Raw genomic sequence first — 17,475 nt, forward strand, 5'->3', positions numbered from 1 at the left:
CACGGGTAACGCTGGCGACGCCGACCATCGCGCCTGAACCGCCCCGGGGCGCTTGGGCAGGTCCGGGGCCGAGCATAGCCCCCGGATGCTATGCTCGATCCTCGGGCCGCGCCCGATCCGTGCGCTCCGCGCGACCTGAGCCGTCGCCCGCCTCGCTTTCTCTCCCGCGTGACCGCCCCGTTCGGGGCTCCGCTCACAGGAAGCTTCGTGCCCGGTTACTCCACACGTATCGTGACCGTCCAGGTCGGTGGCCATGACTACCGCCTGCGCGTGCTCGGCGATCTGCAGCAGTATGCCGATCCCGATGGCCATGGTGCGGATCTGGGGATCTCGTCGGCGCAGTGGTCGTTGTTCGGCCAAGTGTGGCCGTCGGGTCGGCTGCTCGCGCAGACGATGGAGCGGGCGGACGTGGCGGGCAAGCGCATTCTCGAGACCGGCTGCGGGATCGGACTGTCAAGCCTGGTGTTGCAGCGTCGCGGCGCGATCGTGGTCGCGTCGGACATGCATCCGCTCACGGAAGGTTTTCTCGCCTACAACGCGGCATTGAATGAGTTGGACGCGGTGCACTACCGGCAGATGCGCTGGGACGTCGCGATGACCACCCTGGGCCGGTTCGACATGATCATCGCCTCGGACGTGCTCTACGAGCGTGCGCATGCCGCGTTGCTGGCCGATGTGGTGGCGCGTTACGCGCAGCCGAGTGCGGAGATCGTGATCAGCGACCCGGGCCGTGGCAATAGCGCGGCGCTGAGCCGCCTGCTCGACGCGCAGGGATTTTCGTTGCATGAGTCGCGCGACTGCATCGATGGCGACGCCGCTGCACTGCCGCGCGGTCGCGTGCTGCATTACCGGCGCGCCATGGGACGGTTGCAGTGAGCGAGCGTGCCGACTGCGAACGCTGCGATGCCGTCTGCTGCCGTCTGACGGTGGTGCTGCAATCGGGCGACGACGTGCCCGAACGTTTTACCGAGGTCAATGACGCCGGGCTGCTGGTCATGGCGCGTGATGAAGAAGGCTGGTGCGTTGCCATCGACAGCGCCCGCATGTGTTGTTCGATTTACGAAAGCCGTCCTGACGTCTGCCGACGTTTCGTCATGGATGGTCCCTATTGCCGCGATATCCGTGCCGACTATTTCGAGCGCGGCAGTCGCGGCATCCCGCTGGCGATGTATTGACGGAGTCCACCGGATGTCCCGTACCAAAACCCCGAGTCCCCCGCAGTCCGACACGCGTCACCTGTTCGCAGGTGCGCGCAAACCCAATGAGCGTGGCGCATCGCTGACCAGCGACCGCATCGCCGACGATCTGGCATCGTTCCGCAAGTCGGGCGGCAAGATCGAAGTGCTCGGCAACACGCGCACCCTGACCCGCATCGATGGACCTGCGGCGCCGCCGCCGGTCGAAGCCGCGCCGCGCAAGCGTCGCGCGAGCTGAATCCGGCGCCGTCGCTCGACGACGGCGCTTCGATTCGCGTGTCCCTATCGTGTGGGCCTGTCCTCTCCAGGTACTACCTGCATGCCGCTGACGCCGCCGATCAAGCCGTTTGATGCAACGCCCCTGCTCGACCGTGTGGTGCTGGTCACCGGCGGCGCGCAGGGCATCGGGCGCGGCATTGCCCAGGCTGTGCTGGGCGCAGGTGGATCTGTGGTGATCGGCGATCTCGACCGCGATGCGGGCAAGGCCTGCCTTGCGGAATGGGATGTCGGCAAGCGTGCACGTTTCCTGCCGCTCGACGTCTCACGCGAAGCATCGGTCCGTGCATTCGCAGCGCAGGCAATGGCGTCCTTTGGACGTATCGACGGTCTCGTCAACAATGCCGGGCCCGCGGATCCGGTGATCGATGACGTATCGACGCTCGCGCTGGTCGACTGGCGACGTTTCATCGACGCGCACCTGACCGGTACCTTCCTGTGCAGTAAATACGCATTGCCGGCGCTGCGCGAAGCCCGCGGCGCGATCGTCAATATCGCGTCCAGCCGGGTGCTGCAGTCCGAACCGCACACTGAAGCCTATGCATCCGCCAAAGGCGGCGTCGTGGGATTCACCCATGCGCTGGCGATCAGTGAAGGGCCGCAGGTCCGGGTCAATGCGATCAGCCCGGGCTGGATCGTCACCGACGACTGGCGCAAGCCGTCGGCGCGCCGCACGCCGAAGCTGTCGAAGCGTGACCATGCCCAGCACCCTTCCGGACGTGCGGGCGTGCCTGCCGACATCGGTGCGCTCGCAGTGCATCTGCTGTCTGACGCGGCGACATTCATCACCGGCCAGAACATCGTCGTCGACGGGGGCATGACGCGGAAGATGCAGTACGCCTGACGCCGGCGTCACGCTGCACCCCGGGCGCTGAACCGCAATCGCCGACAGTCGCTGATTTCACCTACGAGTGCTCAGACGACTGCGAGCATGCGGGCCTGTCATCCGCACGGAGAACACCCATGAAGCCGATCCGTACCCTCGTCGCCCTTGGCCTGCTGTCGCTGGCAGGCACCAGTGTTGTCCACGCGCAGACATATGGTCCGCAGGACGAAGGACGCCGCTTCAACGACGGCAGCCGCGTGGTCTGCAACGATGTCGAAGTGCAACGCAATACGTCCGATCCGAACCGCGTGGCTGGTACTGCCGCGGGGGCTGTCATCGGTGGCTTGGTCGGCAATCAGATCGGCAGCGGCAACGGCCGAAAACTGGCCACCGTGGGCGGCGCCGTCGCTGGCGGCGCGATCGGTCGCAACGTGCAGGGCAACCGGCAGGAAGCAAACGGCAATCGCGTTGTTGAGACGCAGTGCGAGCGCGTGCGTCGCTGACACCCCGATATCCGCTCTGACAACTCGATCATCCGGACGGGTCGGCCAAGTGCCGACCCGTTCACGTATTGGGCCGTTACCAGACTAGGTCGTCCGGCACCGCGTATTTCGGGTCGTCGTAGTCGTCATCGGCGCCCTGTGAAGCGGACGCAATACCATGGTCCAGCACGATGGCGTGCGGATCGCGTTCCTGGACGCGTGCGACAGCCGCGCGCGGCAGCAGCACGAAGCTGCTGTCGAGGCGTGCAATCACCAGCGCGCCGCTGGCCAGCTGTCGCGCCTGCAGGTCATCCACGACGACGCTGCGGATTCCACCGTCAGCATCAAAGCGGTAGGCGCGTTCGCCGTTCGATTCGACATGGTGGTCCGCGATCAATTGTCGCGCCTGCCCACGACGCTCGCGTTCGCGCGCTTCCTCGTTGCGGGTCTGTGCGAGCGCGCGATCGCGCTCGGCCTTCTCATGACGCAGGCGTTCGGTCTCGCGCTGGGCGTCGGTGGGTACCGTCGCTTTCTTGCCATGACGCGCTTTCGTCTGCTCGCGCGCGACTTCGGCCACTTTGCCCTTCTTGACCAGACCGGCCTTCAACAGCTGTTCCTGCAGCGGATTGCGCATGCCACATCGTCCACGGTGTTCGGACGTCGATGATACCGGCTGCGCGATTACCGCTCCGGCGCTATCGTGCCGCGATGGATCCACTGCCCTATCTCGCCGGCTATCCGGCCGACGTCCAGATGCGTGTACGTGCGCTGCGCGATGACGGGCGTCTGGGCGACTACCTCGCCCGGCGCTATCCCGACCCGCATGCAGTCCGCAACGATCGCCAGCTTTACGATTACGTGCAGGCGCTCAAGGACCGGCATCTGCGCCAGTCCACGCCGCTGCACAAGGCGATCTACGACGGCAAACTGCAGGTGCTCAAGCAGGCACTCGGCACGCATACGACGGTGTCCCGCGTGCAGGGCGGTCGGCTGAAGGCGAATCGCGAGATCCGTATCGCCAGCGTCTTCCGGGAGGCGCCGGCGGCGTTCCTCGAGATGATCGTCGTGCACGAACTGGCGCATCTGAAGGAAAGCGACCACAACCGCGCCTTCTACAACCTGTGCACCCACATGTCGCCGGACTACCACCAGTTGGAGTTCGACCTGCGGCTGTACCTGATGCACCGGGACACATCGAGCGCCGCACAGGGCTGAGCAGTGGCCAACGCCGATCGTTGCGCCATACGCAACGATCCTTCCCGATCCTTCGGGTCGTTCTATTGGTGATACATCGCCAGACTTGTGAACAGGCCGCGGTACGCGGCATCGATCCGTCCAACACGAGTCTCGACCATGTCCAACACCTTCATCGCCGCCGCCACGCGCCGCCGCAGCCAGTACGCCCTGGGCAAGTCCCTGCCGCTCTCGCAAGCTGACACCACCGCGTTGATCCAGGAAGCCGTGCGCCAGGCGCCCTCCTCGTTCAACTCGCAGAGCTCGCGCGCCGTGATCCTGTTCGGCGACCAGAGCCTGAAGTTCTGGGGCTTCGTCGAGGACGCGCTGCGCAAGATCGTGCCGGCCGATGGCTTCGCCGACACCAAGGCCAAGCTGGACAGTTTCGCTGCCGGCGCCGGCACGGTGCTGTTCTACGAGGACACCGCGACGGTGCAGGCGCTGCAGGAGAAGTTCCCGCTCTACGCCGACAACTTCCCGGTGTGGTCCGAGCATGCGAGCGGCATTGCGCAGTACGCCGTGTGGACCGCGCTGGCCGAAGCGGACATCGGCGCGAGCCTGCAGCACTACAACCCGCTGCCCGACGCTGCCGCCGCGGCCGAGTGGGATCTCCCGTCGACGTGGCGCCTGCGCGCGCAGATGCCGTTCGGTTCGCACGAAGCCGGTTTCGGCGAGAAGACCTTCATCGACGACGCGATCCGGTTCCGCGTTCACGGTTGATCCGCGCCGCGCATTCCGGTCATCGGCAGGCCCTGCGTAGAATCGCAGGGCCTTGCTTCGTCTGGAGTTCCGATGCGCCTGCCGATCCGTCCCGCGTCTCTCGCACTTGCACTCGCTGGTGCCTGCCTGCTCACCGCATGCGCGCCGATGCAGCGCGGCGAACCGGCTCCGGCTGACGCGCGCGCCAGCGTCGAATCATCGACGCAGGCCTCGATCTTCTTCGAGCGTTTCACCGATGACTGGATGCGACGCCAACCGTCGGCGTCGACCGCAAGTCGCTACTTCGGCGATGCCGAGCAGGCGCGCATGGATCGCGAACTGACACCGCAGGCCCAGGCATTTCGCAGCGAGACCATCGCGCTCGCACAGCGCGGCCTGACCGAACTGTCCGCACTCGACCCTGCGTCAATGGGCGACACCGATCGCGTGTCCGCCGCGCTGATGGACTGGCAACTGCGCAGCCTTATCGAAGGCGACCGCTATGACGACTACAGCTTCCCGCTGCAGCAGTTCAGTGGCGCCAACGTCAATCTGCCGAACCTCATGACCGTCGTGCATCCACTGCGCACCGCTGCGGACGCCGACAGCTATCTCGCGCGTCTGTCGCAGTTCGAAGCGCGCATGGACGAGTCCACCTCGCGCGCATCCGAACTCGCCGCGCGCGACGTGCTGCCGCCACGCTTCATCGTCGAGGCGACGATCGCGCAGATGCGCCGCTTCATCGCCGATGCGCCTGCGCGCAATCCGCTGGTGGCGACGTTCGACACGCGCCTGCAGACCGTGGACTCGATCGATGCGTCGACGCGTGCCGCGCTCGTCGCCAAGGCGACGCAGCTGGTCGACAGCGGTGTCTATCCGGCGTGGTCGCGCGCAATCGCGGAACTCGAACGCCAGCTGCCGCGCACCACCGCCGATGCGGGCCTGTGGCGCTTCGACGATGGTGCTGATGCGTATGCCTACCAGCTGCGTCGCTTCACCTCGACTTCGCTCAGCGCCGAGGAAATCCACGCGATCGGCCTGCGCGAAGTGGCGCGTATCGAAACCGAGATGGACACCATCCTGCGTTCGATCGGCCGCGGCGACGGCAGCGTCGAAGCGCGACTCAAGCAACTGCGTGTCGATCTCGCCTACCCGGATGACGATGCCGGTCGCGCCGCGATCATGGCCGACATCGACACGATGATGCGCGACGCCGAGCGCCGCAGCGATGCGTTGTTCGACATCCGCCCGCGCTCGGCGGTGATCGCGCAGCCCTATCCGGAATACCGCTGGGACAGCGCCGCGGCGAGCTACACCGCGCCGCCGCTCGACGGCTCGCGCCCGGGTGTCTACCAGATGCCCCTACGCAAGGACCGCCTGACCCGCTTTGGTCTGCGCACGCTGGTCTACCACGAGACCGTGCCCGGCCATCATTTCCAGGTCGCGCTGTCGGTGGAGAACGCCGCGCTGCCGAAGTTCCGCCAGACCCGCGCGCTCGGTGGCATTTCCGCTTTCAGCGAAGGCTGGGCGCTGTACGCCGAGCGCCTCGCTGCGGAAGAGGGTTGGTATGACGGTGATCCGGAAGGCCGCCTGGGTCAGCTCGATGCCGAACTGTTCCGCGCCCGCCGCCTGGTCGTCGACACCGGCCTGCACGCGATGCGCTGGACCCGCCAGCAGGCGATCGATTACGGCATCCCGGCATCCGAAGTGGACCGCTATGTCGTCATGCCCGGGCAGGCGACGTCGTACATGATCGGCCAGCTCGAAATCGTGCGCCTGCGCGACAAGGCGCGTGATGCGCTGGGCGAGCGTTTCGATCCGCGCGCCTTCCATAACCGCGTGCTGCTGACCGGCGTGGTGCCGCTCGAATTGCTGGAGCGTGAGGTGGATGATTTCATCGCGACAGCGGCCGCCAGCGCGGGTTGAGGTCTGCGGATTGAATCCTGGACGGACGCGTCCCGCGCGTTGCGCAGACGCGTCCGTGCCACTTGTTAGACTGCCCGGTCACTCGACACGGCAGGCATGATGACCCCATCCAAGGCGGCAGGTCCCTCGTCCCCTCCTCCACGCGGCGCCATCACGCGCCTGCTCAATGGCGTCGAGTTCCTCGGCAATCTGCTGCCGCATCCGGTCACCTTGTTTGCATTGCTCGCGCTGCTGATCGTGCTGCTGTCGGGCATCCTCGGCGCCTATGGTGTCTCGGTCCCGGATCCACGTCCGGCGGGTTCGGCGGGGCGTGCTGAAGACGGCATCATTCGCGTCATCAGCCTGCTCGATGCCGAAGGACTGCGCCGCATCGTCACCGGTCTGGTCACCAACTTCACGAACTTCGTGCCGCTGGGCACGGTGCTGGTCGCGATGCTGGGCGTCGGCATCGCCGAGCGATCCGGCCTGCTGACGGCCGCGATCAAACAGCTGGTGCTCGGCGCGCCGAAGAATCTCGTGACCGTGGTCATCGTGTTCGCGGCGATCCTGTCGAACACCGCATCGGAAATGGGCTATGTGGTGGTGATTCCGCTCGCCGCGGCGATCTTCCATGCCCTGGGACGCCATCCACTTGCAGGACTGGCCGCCGCGTTCGCGGGCGTCTCCGGTGGCTACAGCGCGAATCTGCTGATCGGCACCGTGGACCCGCTGCTGGCCGGCATCACCCAGGAAGCCGCGCGCCTGATCGACCCTGCCTACGAGGTGCACGCGGCGGTCAACTGGTACTTCATGATCGCCAGCACCTTCGTCGTGACCGCGCTGGGCTGGTTCGTCACGACCTATATCGTCGAACCCAAGCTGGGCGCTTTCGATCCAAGGGATCTCGACCCGGATGCCGAGCCGGTCAACATGGATCCGCTGGCGGCCGGCGAACGGCGCGCGCTGATGTGGGCCGGTATCGCCGCACTGCTGGTGGCGGGCGCTATCGCTGCGCTGGTCGTCCCGTCGAATGGCGCGCTGCGCCTGCCGGGTGTCGAGGACACGCTGGGCAGCCTGCGTCCATTCCTGATCGGCATCGTGGTGCTGGTGGCGGTGTTCTTCGCCGTGGCGGGTATCGTCTACGGCGCGTTAACCGGATCGATCCGCAACGACCGCGATGTCATCGACGCGATGGCGAAATCGATGGGCACGCTGAGCCTGTACGTCGTGCTGGTGTTCTTCGCCGCGCAGTTTGTCGCGTTCTTCAACTGGACGCAGCTGGGCCAGGTGATGGCGGTACTGGGTTCGAACCTGCTGCAGACGATCGGGCTGACGGGCCCGCTGGTGTTCCTGGCCTTCATCGCACTGTGCGGACTGATCAACCTGTCGCTGGGCTCGGCGTCCGCGCAGTGGGCGGTGACCGCGCCGATCTTCGTGCCGATGCTGATGCTGGTCGGCTACAGCCCGGAGGTGATCCAGGCGGCGTACCGGATCGGGGATTCGGTGACCAACCTGATCACCCCGATGATGAGTTACTTCGGTCTGATCATGGCGTTCGCCGCGCGCTACAAACGCGACCTCGGCGTGGGCACGCTGATCGCGATGATGCTGCCTTACTCGATCGTGTTCTTCATCGGCTGGACGGCGCTGTTCTTCGTGTGGGTGTTCGCGCTGGGGCTGCCGGTGGGGCCAGGCGCGCCGACGTACTACACGCCAGGCTGATCCGGCGCGGCGATATACCGCCGCCATCTGCGAGCCTACGCGTGATCGCGAGCGCCCTCGCATTGGCCTTCGCAGAGAAACGAAAAAGGGCCGGGAAATCCCGGCCCTTTCGTCGATCAGCGATCCGCGAGGATCACCAGATGCGGACGCGATCTTCCGGTGCGATCCACAGCGCGTCCTGCGCGGTGATGTCGAACGCGTCGTACCACGCGTCGACGTTGCGCAGCGGCGCGAACGCGCGGATGTGGCCCGGCGAATGCGTGCCGTTGACCAGCTGCTGACGCAGCGCATCGTCGCGCCACAGCGTGCGCCACACCTGCCCCCAGCCCATGAACAGACGCTGCTCGCCGCTGAAGCCGTCGATTTCCGGCGCCGGCTTGCCGTCGAGCGAACGGCGATAGGCTTCCAGCGCAATCGTGATGCCGCCGAGGTCGCCGATGTTCTCGCCCATCGCCACCTTGCCGTTGATGTGCATGCCCGGCAGCTGCGGGAATTCATAGGCCTCGTACTGGGCGCCGAGCTTGGCCGCCTGGACTTCGAACTTCGCCGCGTCCTCGGCCGTCCACCAGTCGCGCAGCACGCCTTCACCGTCGGACTTGCGGCCCTGGTCGTCGAAACCGTGGATGATCTCGTGGCCGATCACGCCGCCGATGGCGCCGTAATTGACCGCCGGATCGGCATCGGGATCGAAGAACGGCGGCTGCAGGATCGCGGCCGGGAATACGATCTCGTTCTTGACCGAGTTGTAGTAGGCGTTGACGGTCTGCGGGGTCATGCCCCACTCGCCCTTGTCGACCTGCTGGCCAAGACGGTTGCGGCGGTAATCCCACTCGAACGCCATCGAGCGCTCGGCATTGCCGAACACATCACCGCGCGCGACCTGCAGGCCGCTGTAGTCGCGCCAGGTGTCCGGGTGACCGATTTTCAGGCCGAATCCTTGCAGCTTCTTGTGCGCCTCGGCCTTGGTCTGCGCGCCCATCCAGTCGAGCTGGTCGAGACGCGCGCCCATCGCCACCTTCACGTTGGCGACCAGCGCGTCCATCTTGGCCTTGGAATCGGCCGGGAAATACAGCTGCACGTAGTCACGGCCGATCGCTTCACCCATCGTGTTCTCGGCGAACGACACGCCGCGCTTCCAGCGTTCCTGTTCCTCGGGCTGGCCCGACAGGAACTTGTTGCGGAATTCGAAGCGGGCATCGGAGAACGCCTTCGACAGCAGCGTCGACGCGCTGTCGATCGTGCCGAAGGCCTGCCAGGCCTGCAGCGTGGCGATATCGGTCTCACCGAAGATCGCGGCCAGCTTCGGAATCGCGGTGCTCTGGCGCACGACGGCGCGCGGCGCCTGCGGCACGCCGGCTGCGGCGAAATACGTGGCCCACGGGAAGCCCGGCGCGGTGGTCTCGAACGCGGACAGCTCGACCGGGTTGTAGGTCTTGTCGCGGTCGCGGCTCTCGGCGCGGGTCCAGTGCGCTTCGGCGATCTTCGTTTCCAGCGCGAGGATGGCTTCGGCGTTCTGCTGCGGGTTGTCCCAGCCGCCGAGCTCGAGCATCTGCGCGATGTAGGCCTGGTAGCGCTCGCGCTGCGGTGCGAAGTTCTCGCGCAGGTACATTTCGCGATCGCCGAGGCCCAGGCCCGACTGGCTCATGTACAGGGTGTAGCGATCGGGATCGCGCTGGTCGTCGGACACGCCCAGACCGAAGAAGCTGCGACCGAAGTCGCCCAGGCTCTCGCCCATCAGGGTCGCGAGCGCCTCACGGCTGTCGGCGGCGCGGATCGCGGCCAGCTTCGGCTCGAGCGGCTTGGCGCCAAGCGCTTCGATCGCCGCCTCGTCCATGAAGCCGGCATACAGCGCGGCGACCTTGGCCTGGTCGCCGTCGGTGGCGGGATCGCCGGTCGGATAGCCTTCGACCAGCTGGCGTACGCGCGCTTCGGACAGATCGCGCAGCACGAGGAACGCGCCGTAGCTCGACTTGTCGGATGGGATCTCGGTGTTCTGGGCCCAGTTGCCGCTGACGTAGCGGAAGAAGTCTTCGCCCGGACGCACGCTGGTGTCCATGCCAGCGGTGTCGATGCCCCAGGTGCCCATGCGCTTGGCGGCGACCGTCGCTTCGGCGCTGCCGGCGGCGGAGGTGTCGGCCTGGAACAGCGACTGCAGCTGGCACAGGTCGTCGAGGCAGGCGTGCTCGTGGTCGTGGGCGATGGCGGACGAGGCCGCCATCGTCAGCGCGACGGCCGTGGCCGCGGACAGCAGGGTCTTCTTCAAAGTCGATCTCCGGGAATTCGTTCGGGTCCGGCCTCGCGGTTGCACGCGAAACCGGTCACCCAGCATACCGGCCCGGGCGTGCACGCCGTCCTGATCCGGACCCAACGAATGGCACTCGCGGTGTTGGAAATCGCGGAAGAAACGCGCGAATTCCGGAAGCCGAGGCGAATGACCGGTGACTCAGTCGCGCGGCAGCACGCGGACACGCTGCGTCAGGACATGCGTCTGTCCGGGTGCGAGACGGACGATGTCCGGACCCGCATTCGCGGCTTCCAGACAGAGAAACCCGCGCCAAGCGCCGTCGTTCATGTCGCCGCTGCGCTCAGCGGCGGCCTCGCCCGGATTCCACACCACGAGCGCGCGGCTCCCCGAGGTCTCGAGTTCGATGCGGCGGTCGAGAGCGGGATCGTCCAGCAGATAGCGCCCGCCGGCATCGGCGTAGATGTAATCGCTGCGGCCCGGATCGCGCGCATCGTCCAGCACCCAGTCGCCGGTCTGCGCATGCGCGGCGTAGCCGTCGTTCTTGTCGAGGAAACGCAGCCCATCGAGACCTTCGATGCGCACGTCGGCGACATCGGACACGTGGAAATAGCTGTGCAGCGCCTGGGTGAACGCGACCGGGGCGTCACCGGTATTCGTGGTTTCGAGCGTCTGCTCGAGCGTCTTGCCGATGCGCAGATGCATGCGCAAGTCAAGGCCAAGATCGCCGTAACGCGGCGGCGCGAGCGTCAGCGACACGCTCCCGTCGGCGTCGCGCGTGGCCTCGACGAGCTGCCAGCGCACCGTGCGCACGAAGCCGTGCGACGGCACGTCGTTGCTCTGGCCCTGACGGCCGAAGAATGGCCACACCACCGGCACGCCACCGCGGATCGCCGCAGGCGCATCGGCCAGGCGCGGCGACAGCCACAGCAGGTCCTCGCCGCCGCTCGGTACGTACGACAGCAGATGCCCGCCGTGCAGCGCGATCGCCGCACGCGCATCGGCCGTTTCGACCAGCACCGCCGGATAGCCGGCGAATATGCCGATCCTCACGCCGTCCACGTCCGGCGCAGCAGTCGCTGCAACCGGCGCGCCGGCAGCGGTGACCTCGTCCTCGTAGCGGGCGGGTGTGGTGAAACGGGTTTCGGTGAAGGCTGCGGATTCGGTCATGGCATCGGTCTTCGGAAGCGTGGTGTTCGGCAGGCCCGCAGCACAGCCTACGAGCGCGGCAGTCAGGCAGGGCAGCAGCAGGCGGACGGCACGGTGCATGGCAGGGCTCATGGGAAACCGGCGCAGGGTAACGCACGACGCGCGGCCAGCATCGCGGATGCGGCAACACGGTGTGCCGGAATCGATGCGTGGAATGGCGTGTGCGCGACCTCAGAAACTGTTCAAGGTCCGTCGCGAGCGCCGGCAGATGGCGCGTGGTGGAGCGCAGGAAGCGCAGCGTACGGCTGGTACGTGAGCATTCCGAGCACCGCACGCGCGCCAGCTGGCAAGCGCAGCAGGACATTGAATAGGTTCTAAGCTGCAGGTCCGGTCCCGTCGAGCCACCGTCATGACACTGCGCCCCGTGCTGCTGTTGAGCCTGCTGCTGTTCCTCGCCCTGCCTGCCTTCGCGAAGGACGACGCGCCGAAGATCACCGTGCTCTACGACGCATTCGGCGATGACCCTGCGCTCGAGAAGGACTGGGGATTCGCCGCGCTGATCGAGGTCGACGGCCAGCGCATCCTGTTCGACACCGGCAACGATGCGGAGACGTTCCGCCGCAACGTCGCGGCGAAGCGCGTGGATCTGGCCGACCTCGACATGGTGGTGATGTCGCATCGCCACGCCGACCACATGGCCGGTCTGTCGGTGGTGCTCGAAGCGAATCCCGATGTCGTGATCCATGCGCCGCAGGAAGGTTTCGGCATCTACGGCTCCTCGCTGCCATCGAGCTTCTATCGCAAGGACGCCGCCCTGCCCGCGCGCATGCGCTACTTCGACGGCGCGCCGCCGGAAACGCTGCAGTTCGGCAGTGCCTGGTCCGGCGCCAAGCTGCAATCCGTCGCGCAGACCACGGAAATCGCGCCGGGCGTCTGGGCGATCGCGACCGTATCCGATGTACCCGGAACGCGCGAACTGCGCGAACTGTCGCTGGCCGTGCGCACGCCCGAAGGCCTGTTGCTGGTCGTCGGCTGCTCGCATCCGGGGCTGCCGGTGATCGTCGCCGAAGCGGCGAAGCTCGATCCGGACATCCACCTCGTCATCGGCGGCTTCCACTACGTCAATGCCGATGACGCGGCGATTGCCGGCGTCATCGAGGCATTGGCGCCGTATGAAATCGACTTCATCGCACCCGGTCACTGCACCGGCGAGGCGACGTTCGCCGCCCTGCAGCGCGCCTATGGCGATCGCTATCTGTATGCCGGCCTGGGCGCGACGCTGGTGCTCGACACCGCCACGGGTCCCGACCGTCCACGTGGCGCGGCCGCGGTGTTCGATGATGCAGAGCGGACCGCCTATCGCGCGCTCGCGCTGCGCGGCGACCATGTGCACGACCACAGCGCAGGCCGCTGACGCCACAGCGTCATTCGCCCGAAGCCCACGGCGCCTGCGCGAGTTTGCGGGCGAGATGGTCGACCAGCGCCTGCACGCGCGCGGGTCGACCGCGCCCCGGCGGCATGACCACATGCACCGCGATCTCCGGCGGCTGCCAGCCGGGCAATGCGACTTCGAGCGCGCCGCGGCGCAGCTCGCGCCAGACCAGAAACTCCGGCTGCAAAGCGAGCCCGGCGCCCGCCAGCAGCGCCGGCGTCAGGGCTTCGGCGTTGTTCGCGCGCAGTACCGACGGCACGCCCACCGAATAGTCACCGTGTCGCGCGTGATGGAAACGCCACGCGGCGCCCGAGCGCGCATAGGCGTAGGTCAGCCCTCGATGCGTGCCCAGATCGCGCGGATGCTTCGGCCTACCGAAGCGTTCGAAATACGCCGGCGCGCCGACCAGCAGGATGCGCACGCCACACAGCCGGCGCGCGACGAGGCTGGAATCCTCCAGCGTGCCGATGCGCAGCGCGAGATCGAAGCCGCCGCCGACGATGTCGACGGTCTCGTCGCTGAGCGCGAGTTCCAGGGTCACGTCCGGAAACTTCGCCATGAAGGCCGGCAACAGCGGCGCGACGTGCGCGACGCCGAACGACATCGGTGCGGCCATGCGCACGTGGCCACGCGGACTCACCGCCTGCGCGGTCACGGACGCCTCGACCGCCTCGCCCTCGGCGAGCAAGCGACTCGCACGCTCGACTGCGTCCTCTCCGGCCGCGGTCAAGGTCATCCGGCGCGAGGTGCGATGCAGCAGCGGCGTGCCGATGCGTGTCTCCAGCCGCGCGATGGCTTTCGACACCGTCGGCTGGGTGATGCCCAGCGCTTCGGCGGTCGAGGCGAACGAGCCGAGCTCCGCAACGCGCGCGAAGATCGCCCAGGCTTCGAGATCGGGAAGCTTCATGGCGTCATAAATGGAATGGATGGTGTTCCATTCTTTCCGTTCCCCACATGGGGCGCAAGGCGTAACGTGGCGCCATTCCCGACACGCACTGGAGAACGACATGATCGAACGCCGCCCATTCGACACCCTCGGCGCCGCCAACCACGGCTGGCTCGACGCGCACCACCACTTCTCGTTCGCCAGCTATCACGATCAGGCGCGCATGGGCTGGGGCGCGTTGCGGGTCTGGAACGACGATCTGATCGCGCCGCGCACCGGCTTCCCGCCGCATTCGCATGCCGACATGGAGATCATCACCTACGTCCGCGAAGGTGCGATCAGCCACAAGGACAATCTCGGCAACGCCGGCCGCACCACCGCCGGCGACGTGCAGGTGATGAGCGCGGGCACCGGCATCCAGCATGCCGAATACAACATGGAAGGCGAGCAGACCCGGATCTTCCAGATCTGGATCATTCCCGATGCGCCCGGTGGCGCGCCGGCCTGGGGCACCAAGCCGTTCCCCAAGGACGGGCGCAGCGGCGATTTCATCGCCCTCGCCAGCGGCTTCGACGGCGATGACGATGCGCTGCCGATCCGCGCGGCGGCCCGCGTGCTCGGTGCAACGCTCAAGGCGGGCGACACTGCCGAGTACACGTTCGCCGATGGCCGTCTCGGTTATCTGGTGCCCGCGTCGGGTGCGGTCGAGATCAACGGCACGCGCATCAGTACGCGTGACGGCGCGGCGATCCGCGACGAAGCGGTGATCCGCGTGACTGCGCTGGAAGACGCGGAACTGGTGCTGGTCGACACCGCGCGGTAATCGCGTCCATCCGCCTTCATCGCGCTTCGCTGGAAGCGCGCCGCACTCGCCCGCCGATGCTGCACGCGCAGCATCGGCGGCGTGTGTATGCGCGTCGTTTCACAGGATCCGAACGCAATTCCGTGACCTCGTGCCCTGAACGACACTTCGGCAGGATGCGCTTTTGACAGCGTTGTCAATTGGCGGCAGCGTCGATGACGGTCCAGCGCAGGGGGTGGGCCCAACACCATCACGCAAGGAGCCCACATGGATCGCACATCGCTCATCGCCCTTCCGATCGCCGCATGCGTCGGCCTCGCCGCACTCGCCATGCCCGCCGCCGTGCACGCGCAGACGCCGGTCTGGGAAGAGAACTTCAACGGCACAACGATCGACGGCAACACCTGGACCTACGATGTCGGCACCGGCTGCCAGATTGGCATCTGCGGCTGGGGCAACAACGAGCTGCAGTACTACACCAGCCGCCCGGAGAACGCGCGCGTCGAGAACGGCAATCTCGTCATCGAAGCGCGCCGCGAGAATTTCGAAGGCAGTCCCTTCACGTCCGCACGCCTGAAGACCGAGGGTCGCGTGCACTTCAAGTACGGCACGCTCGAAGCACGCATCAAGACACCCGAAGCCGGCAACGGCATCTGGCCGGCGTACTGGATGCTCGGCGCGATCGGCGTGTGGCCCGACCGCGGCGAGATCGACATCATGGAGATCGGTCACGTCGACGGCATCGCGGCCGGCATGGCGAATCGAAGGGTCGGCGGTGCGGTGCACTGGAACTACGGCGGCGGTCACGCCAGCCATGGCGATTTCGCGGATTTCCCGAGCAATCTGCACGACGACTACCGCACCTACCGGATGACCTGGGATCCGGACTTCATCCGCGTCACCGTCGACGGGCTGCAGTACTTCGAAATGGCGATCTCCGACATCGAAGGCGCCTCACTGCACGAATTCCACGCGCCGCATTTCCTGCTGCTCAATCTCGCGGTCGGCGGCACCTACACCGGCATTTCCGACCCCAACGGGGTCACCGCGCCGCTGCCCGGCAGAATGCTCGTCGACTGGATCCGTCTGTACCAGGACAATCCAGACAGCGAACTGCAGATCGGCGGCGACAGCGCGGTGCCGGCCGGTCGCTTTGGGGTCTACTCCGAACAGGGCGGCCTGGCTGGCGCACTGGATTTCGGAAGCGACGCGGATCTGTTCGTCTGGAACAACCTCGCCCCGATCAGCGCCTCGCCATTCGAAGGCAACGAGGCAATGGCGTTCCGAGCGAGCGCGGGACAGTGGTTCGGTCTCGGCATCCTGACCGACTACCGCAACATGAGTGCCTACACCGGCGGCGCGTTGAAGTTCCACATGCGCACGACCACGTCGTCGACGTTCAAGATCGGCATCAATACGTCGTTCGGCGACAGCTGGGTCGACTTCGCTGCCGGCGGACCGAACTACGGGCTGGTGCGCGACGGGCAATGGCACCAGGTCACGATCCCCTTCAGTGCCTTCTACGATCTCGACCTGCACGCGGTGAAACAGATGTTCATGGTCGTCGCCGATCCGCCGGCGCAGGACGTCGAACTGGTCATCGATAACGTCTACTACCAGAGTCCGTGATCACGGGGCCGGGCGCGGCGCGCCGCGCCCGGTTCTAGAACACCGACAGACCGGTCATCCGCGTGAAGCGATGCAAGGCATAACCACCGAGCAGTGAGTTACCTTTTTCGTCGAGTGCGGGCGACCAGACGCACAGGCTCAGCACGTGCGGCACCACCGCGACGATCCCGCCGCCGACGCCGCTCTTGGCCGGCAAGCCGACATGGAACGCGAACTCGCCCGCCGCATCGTAGGTGCCACAGGTCATCATCACCGCGTTGATGCGCTTGGCGCGCTCGATGCTGGTCACCTGCTTGCCCGACGACGGGCATGTCCCGCGGTCGGCGAGAAACTGCAGGCTGCGCGCGAGGTCGATGCAGTTCATCTTCAATGCGCATTGGAAGTAATAGAAATCCAGCACCGCCTGCACGTCGTTCTTGATGTTGCCGAAGCTGCGGATGAAGTTGGCCAGCGCCACATTGCGATAGCCGCTCTTGCGCTCCGATTCCCAGATCTCGTCATCGCGGCCGATGTCCGCGTTGCCGGAGCGTTCGCGCATGAACTGCAGCAACGCGGCTTCGGGATCGTCGTAGTGCGACAGGATCACGTCGGCAACGACGATCGCGCCGGCGTTGATGAAGGGATTGCGCGGAATGCCGGCCTCGTGCTCGAGCTGGATCAGCGAATTGAACGGATCGCCCGACGGTTCGCGGCCGACACGCTTCCAGATATCGTCGCCGGCCTTGTCGAGCGCCAGGGTCAGCGTGTGCACCTTGGACATGCTCTGGATCGAGAACGGCGCGTGCGCCTCGCCTACCGTGTAGACATCGCCGTCGAGCGTCGCGACCGCCATGCCGAAGGTATCGCGTGGCACGGACGCGAGCGCGGGAATGTAGTCGGCGACCTTGCCCTTCTGCGTATCGAAGCGTTCGCGGACCTCCGCATGGATCGTCTTCAGGATGTCCTGAATGTCGTGGCGGCTCAGATCGTGCGGATTCTGCGGGGGTTCGCGCATGA

At 66.5% G+C, this 17,475-nt stretch carries 17 protein-coding genes; 12 read left to right on the forward strand and 5 right to left on the reverse strand.

Features of this window, described 5'->3' with window-relative positions; all coding sequences use genetic code 11:
• Positions 1 to 207: 207 nt before the first annotated feature.
• From ACZ9YD_RS07715 to ACZ9YD_RS07735, 5 genes are all read left to right on the forward strand, one after another.
• Positions 208 to 876, forward strand: a complete 669-nt coding sequence (locus ACZ9YD_RS07715) for a class I SAM-dependent methyltransferase (RefSeq protein ID WP_465074538.1) — start codon at positions 208 to 210, stop codon at positions 874 to 876.
• Complete coding sequence (locus tag ACZ9YD_RS07720; protein WP_465074539.1) at positions 873 to 1,175, forward strand: YkgJ family cysteine cluster protein; 303 nt, start codon at positions 873 to 875, stop codon at positions 1,173 to 1,175. Before ACZ9YD_RS07715 ends, ACZ9YD_RS07720 begins: the two co-directional genes overlap by 4 nt.
• 13 nt (positions 1,176 to 1,188) lie before the next feature.
• Positions 1,189 to 1,434, forward strand: coding sequence for a hypothetical protein (locus ACZ9YD_RS07725; protein WP_465074540.1), 246 nt, complete (start codon positions 1,189 to 1,191; stop codon positions 1,432 to 1,434).
• 81 nt (positions 1,435 to 1,515) lie between these two features.
• The gene (locus ACZ9YD_RS07730) at positions 1,516 to 2,316 is read left to right on the forward strand and encodes an SDR family oxidoreductase (protein WP_465074541.1); all 801 of its coding nucleotides are present in this window, start codon (positions 1,516 to 1,518) and stop codon (positions 2,314 to 2,316) included.
• A gap of 119 nt (positions 2,317 to 2,435) precedes the next feature.
• Entirely contained in the window at positions 2,436 to 2,801 is a 366-nt protein-coding gene (locus ACZ9YD_RS07735; protein ID WP_465074542.1) for a glycine zipper 2TM domain-containing protein, read from the forward strand.
• Positions 2,802 to 2,877: 76 nt separating this feature from the next.
• Here ACZ9YD_RS07735 and ACZ9YD_RS07740 read toward each other — a convergent pair whose 3' ends face one another.
• On the reverse strand, positions 2,878 to 3,414 hold the full coding sequence (locus tag ACZ9YD_RS07740; RefSeq protein WP_465074543.1) for a DUF2058 domain-containing protein: 537 nt from the start codon (positions 3,412 to 3,414) through the stop codon (positions 2,878 to 2,880).
• 74 nt (positions 3,415 to 3,488) lie between these two features.
• On the opposite strand from ACZ9YD_RS07740, the gene ACZ9YD_RS07745 reads away from it, so the two are divergent.
• The 4 genes from ACZ9YD_RS07745 (at position 3,489) to ACZ9YD_RS07760 (ending at position 8,339) form a co-directional block, all read left to right on the forward strand.
• The gene (locus tag ACZ9YD_RS07745) at positions 3,489 to 3,995 is read left to right on the forward strand and encodes a M48 metallopeptidase family protein (RefSeq protein ID WP_465074544.1); all 507 of its coding nucleotides are present in this window, start codon (positions 3,489 to 3,491) and stop codon (positions 3,993 to 3,995) included.
• A 138-nt stretch (positions 3,996 to 4,133) separates the two neighbouring features.
• The gene (locus tag ACZ9YD_RS07750; RefSeq protein ID WP_465074545.1) at positions 4,134 to 4,733 is read left to right on the forward strand and encodes a nitroreductase family protein; all 600 of its coding nucleotides are present in this window, start codon (positions 4,134 to 4,136) and stop codon (positions 4,731 to 4,733) included.
• Between the two features lie 72 nt (positions 4,734 to 4,805).
• Positions 4,806 to 6,638 carry a DUF885 domain-containing protein gene (locus ACZ9YD_RS07755; RefSeq protein WP_465074546.1) on the forward strand — a complete coding sequence of 611 codons (1,833 nt, stop codon included), beginning with the start codon at positions 4,806 to 4,808 and terminating at the stop codon, positions 6,636 to 6,638.
• Positions 6,639 to 6,737: 99 nt separating this feature from the next.
• Positions 6,738 to 8,339: an AbgT family transporter gene (locus ACZ9YD_RS07760; RefSeq protein ID WP_465074547.1), complete on the forward strand. Its 1,602-nt coding sequence runs from the start codon at positions 6,738 to 6,740 to the stop codon at positions 8,337 to 8,339.
• A gap of 133 nt (positions 8,340 to 8,472) precedes the next feature.
• Here the strand turns inward: ACZ9YD_RS07760 and ACZ9YD_RS07765 are convergent, their stop codons facing one another.
• Together ACZ9YD_RS07765 and ACZ9YD_RS07770 are read right to left on the reverse strand one after the other, a co-directional pair.
• Entirely contained in the window at positions 8,473 to 10,602 is a 2,130-nt protein-coding gene (locus ACZ9YD_RS07765; protein ID WP_465074548.1) for a M13 family metallopeptidase, read from the reverse strand.
• A 180-nt stretch (positions 10,603 to 10,782) separates the two neighbouring features.
• Complete coding sequence (locus ACZ9YD_RS07770) at positions 10,783 to 11,850, reverse strand: D-hexose-6-phosphate mutarotase (RefSeq protein ID WP_465074549.1); 1,068 nt, start codon at positions 11,848 to 11,850, stop codon at positions 10,783 to 10,785.
• 289 nt (positions 11,851 to 12,139) lie between these two features.
• Between ACZ9YD_RS07770 and ACZ9YD_RS07775 the strand changes: the two genes are divergently transcribed.
• Positions 12,140 to 13,144: an MBL fold metallo-hydrolase gene (locus tag ACZ9YD_RS07775; protein WP_465074550.1), complete on the forward strand. Its 1,005-nt coding sequence runs from the start codon at positions 12,140 to 12,142 to the stop codon at positions 13,142 to 13,144.
• A 10-nt stretch (positions 13,145 to 13,154) separates the two neighbouring features.
• Here ACZ9YD_RS07775 and ACZ9YD_RS07780 read toward each other — a convergent pair whose 3' ends face one another.
• A complete protein-coding gene (locus ACZ9YD_RS07780) occupies positions 13,155 to 14,069 on the reverse strand; it encodes a LysR family transcriptional regulator (protein WP_465074551.1) in 915 nt (304 codons plus the stop codon).
• Positions 14,070 to 14,169: 100 nt separating this feature from the next.
• Between ACZ9YD_RS07780 and ACZ9YD_RS07785 the strand changes: the two genes are divergently transcribed.
• Both ACZ9YD_RS07785 and ACZ9YD_RS07790 read left to right on the forward strand, forming a co-directional pair.
• Positions 14,170 to 14,871 (forward strand): pirin family protein, encoded by a 702-nt coding sequence (locus ACZ9YD_RS07785; RefSeq protein WP_465074552.1) that lies wholly within the window; start codon positions 14,170 to 14,172, stop codon positions 14,869 to 14,871.
• A gap of 309 nt (positions 14,872 to 15,180) precedes the next feature.
• The gene (locus tag ACZ9YD_RS07790) at positions 15,181 to 16,479 is read left to right on the forward strand and encodes a glycoside hydrolase family 16 protein (protein ID WP_465074707.1); all 1,299 of its coding nucleotides are present in this window, start codon (positions 15,181 to 15,183) and stop codon (positions 16,477 to 16,479) included.
• A 34-nt stretch (positions 16,480 to 16,513) separates the two neighbouring features.
• Here the strand turns inward: ACZ9YD_RS07790 and ACZ9YD_RS07795 are convergent, their stop codons facing one another.
• Positions 16,514 to 17,473, reverse strand: a complete 960-nt coding sequence (locus tag ACZ9YD_RS07795; protein ID WP_465074553.1) for a glutaminase — start codon at positions 17,471 to 17,473, stop codon at positions 16,514 to 16,516.
• Between the last annotated feature and the right edge of the window lie 2 nt (positions 17,474 to 17,475).

Source organism: Luteimonas sp. AC640a (assembly GCF_979256585.1).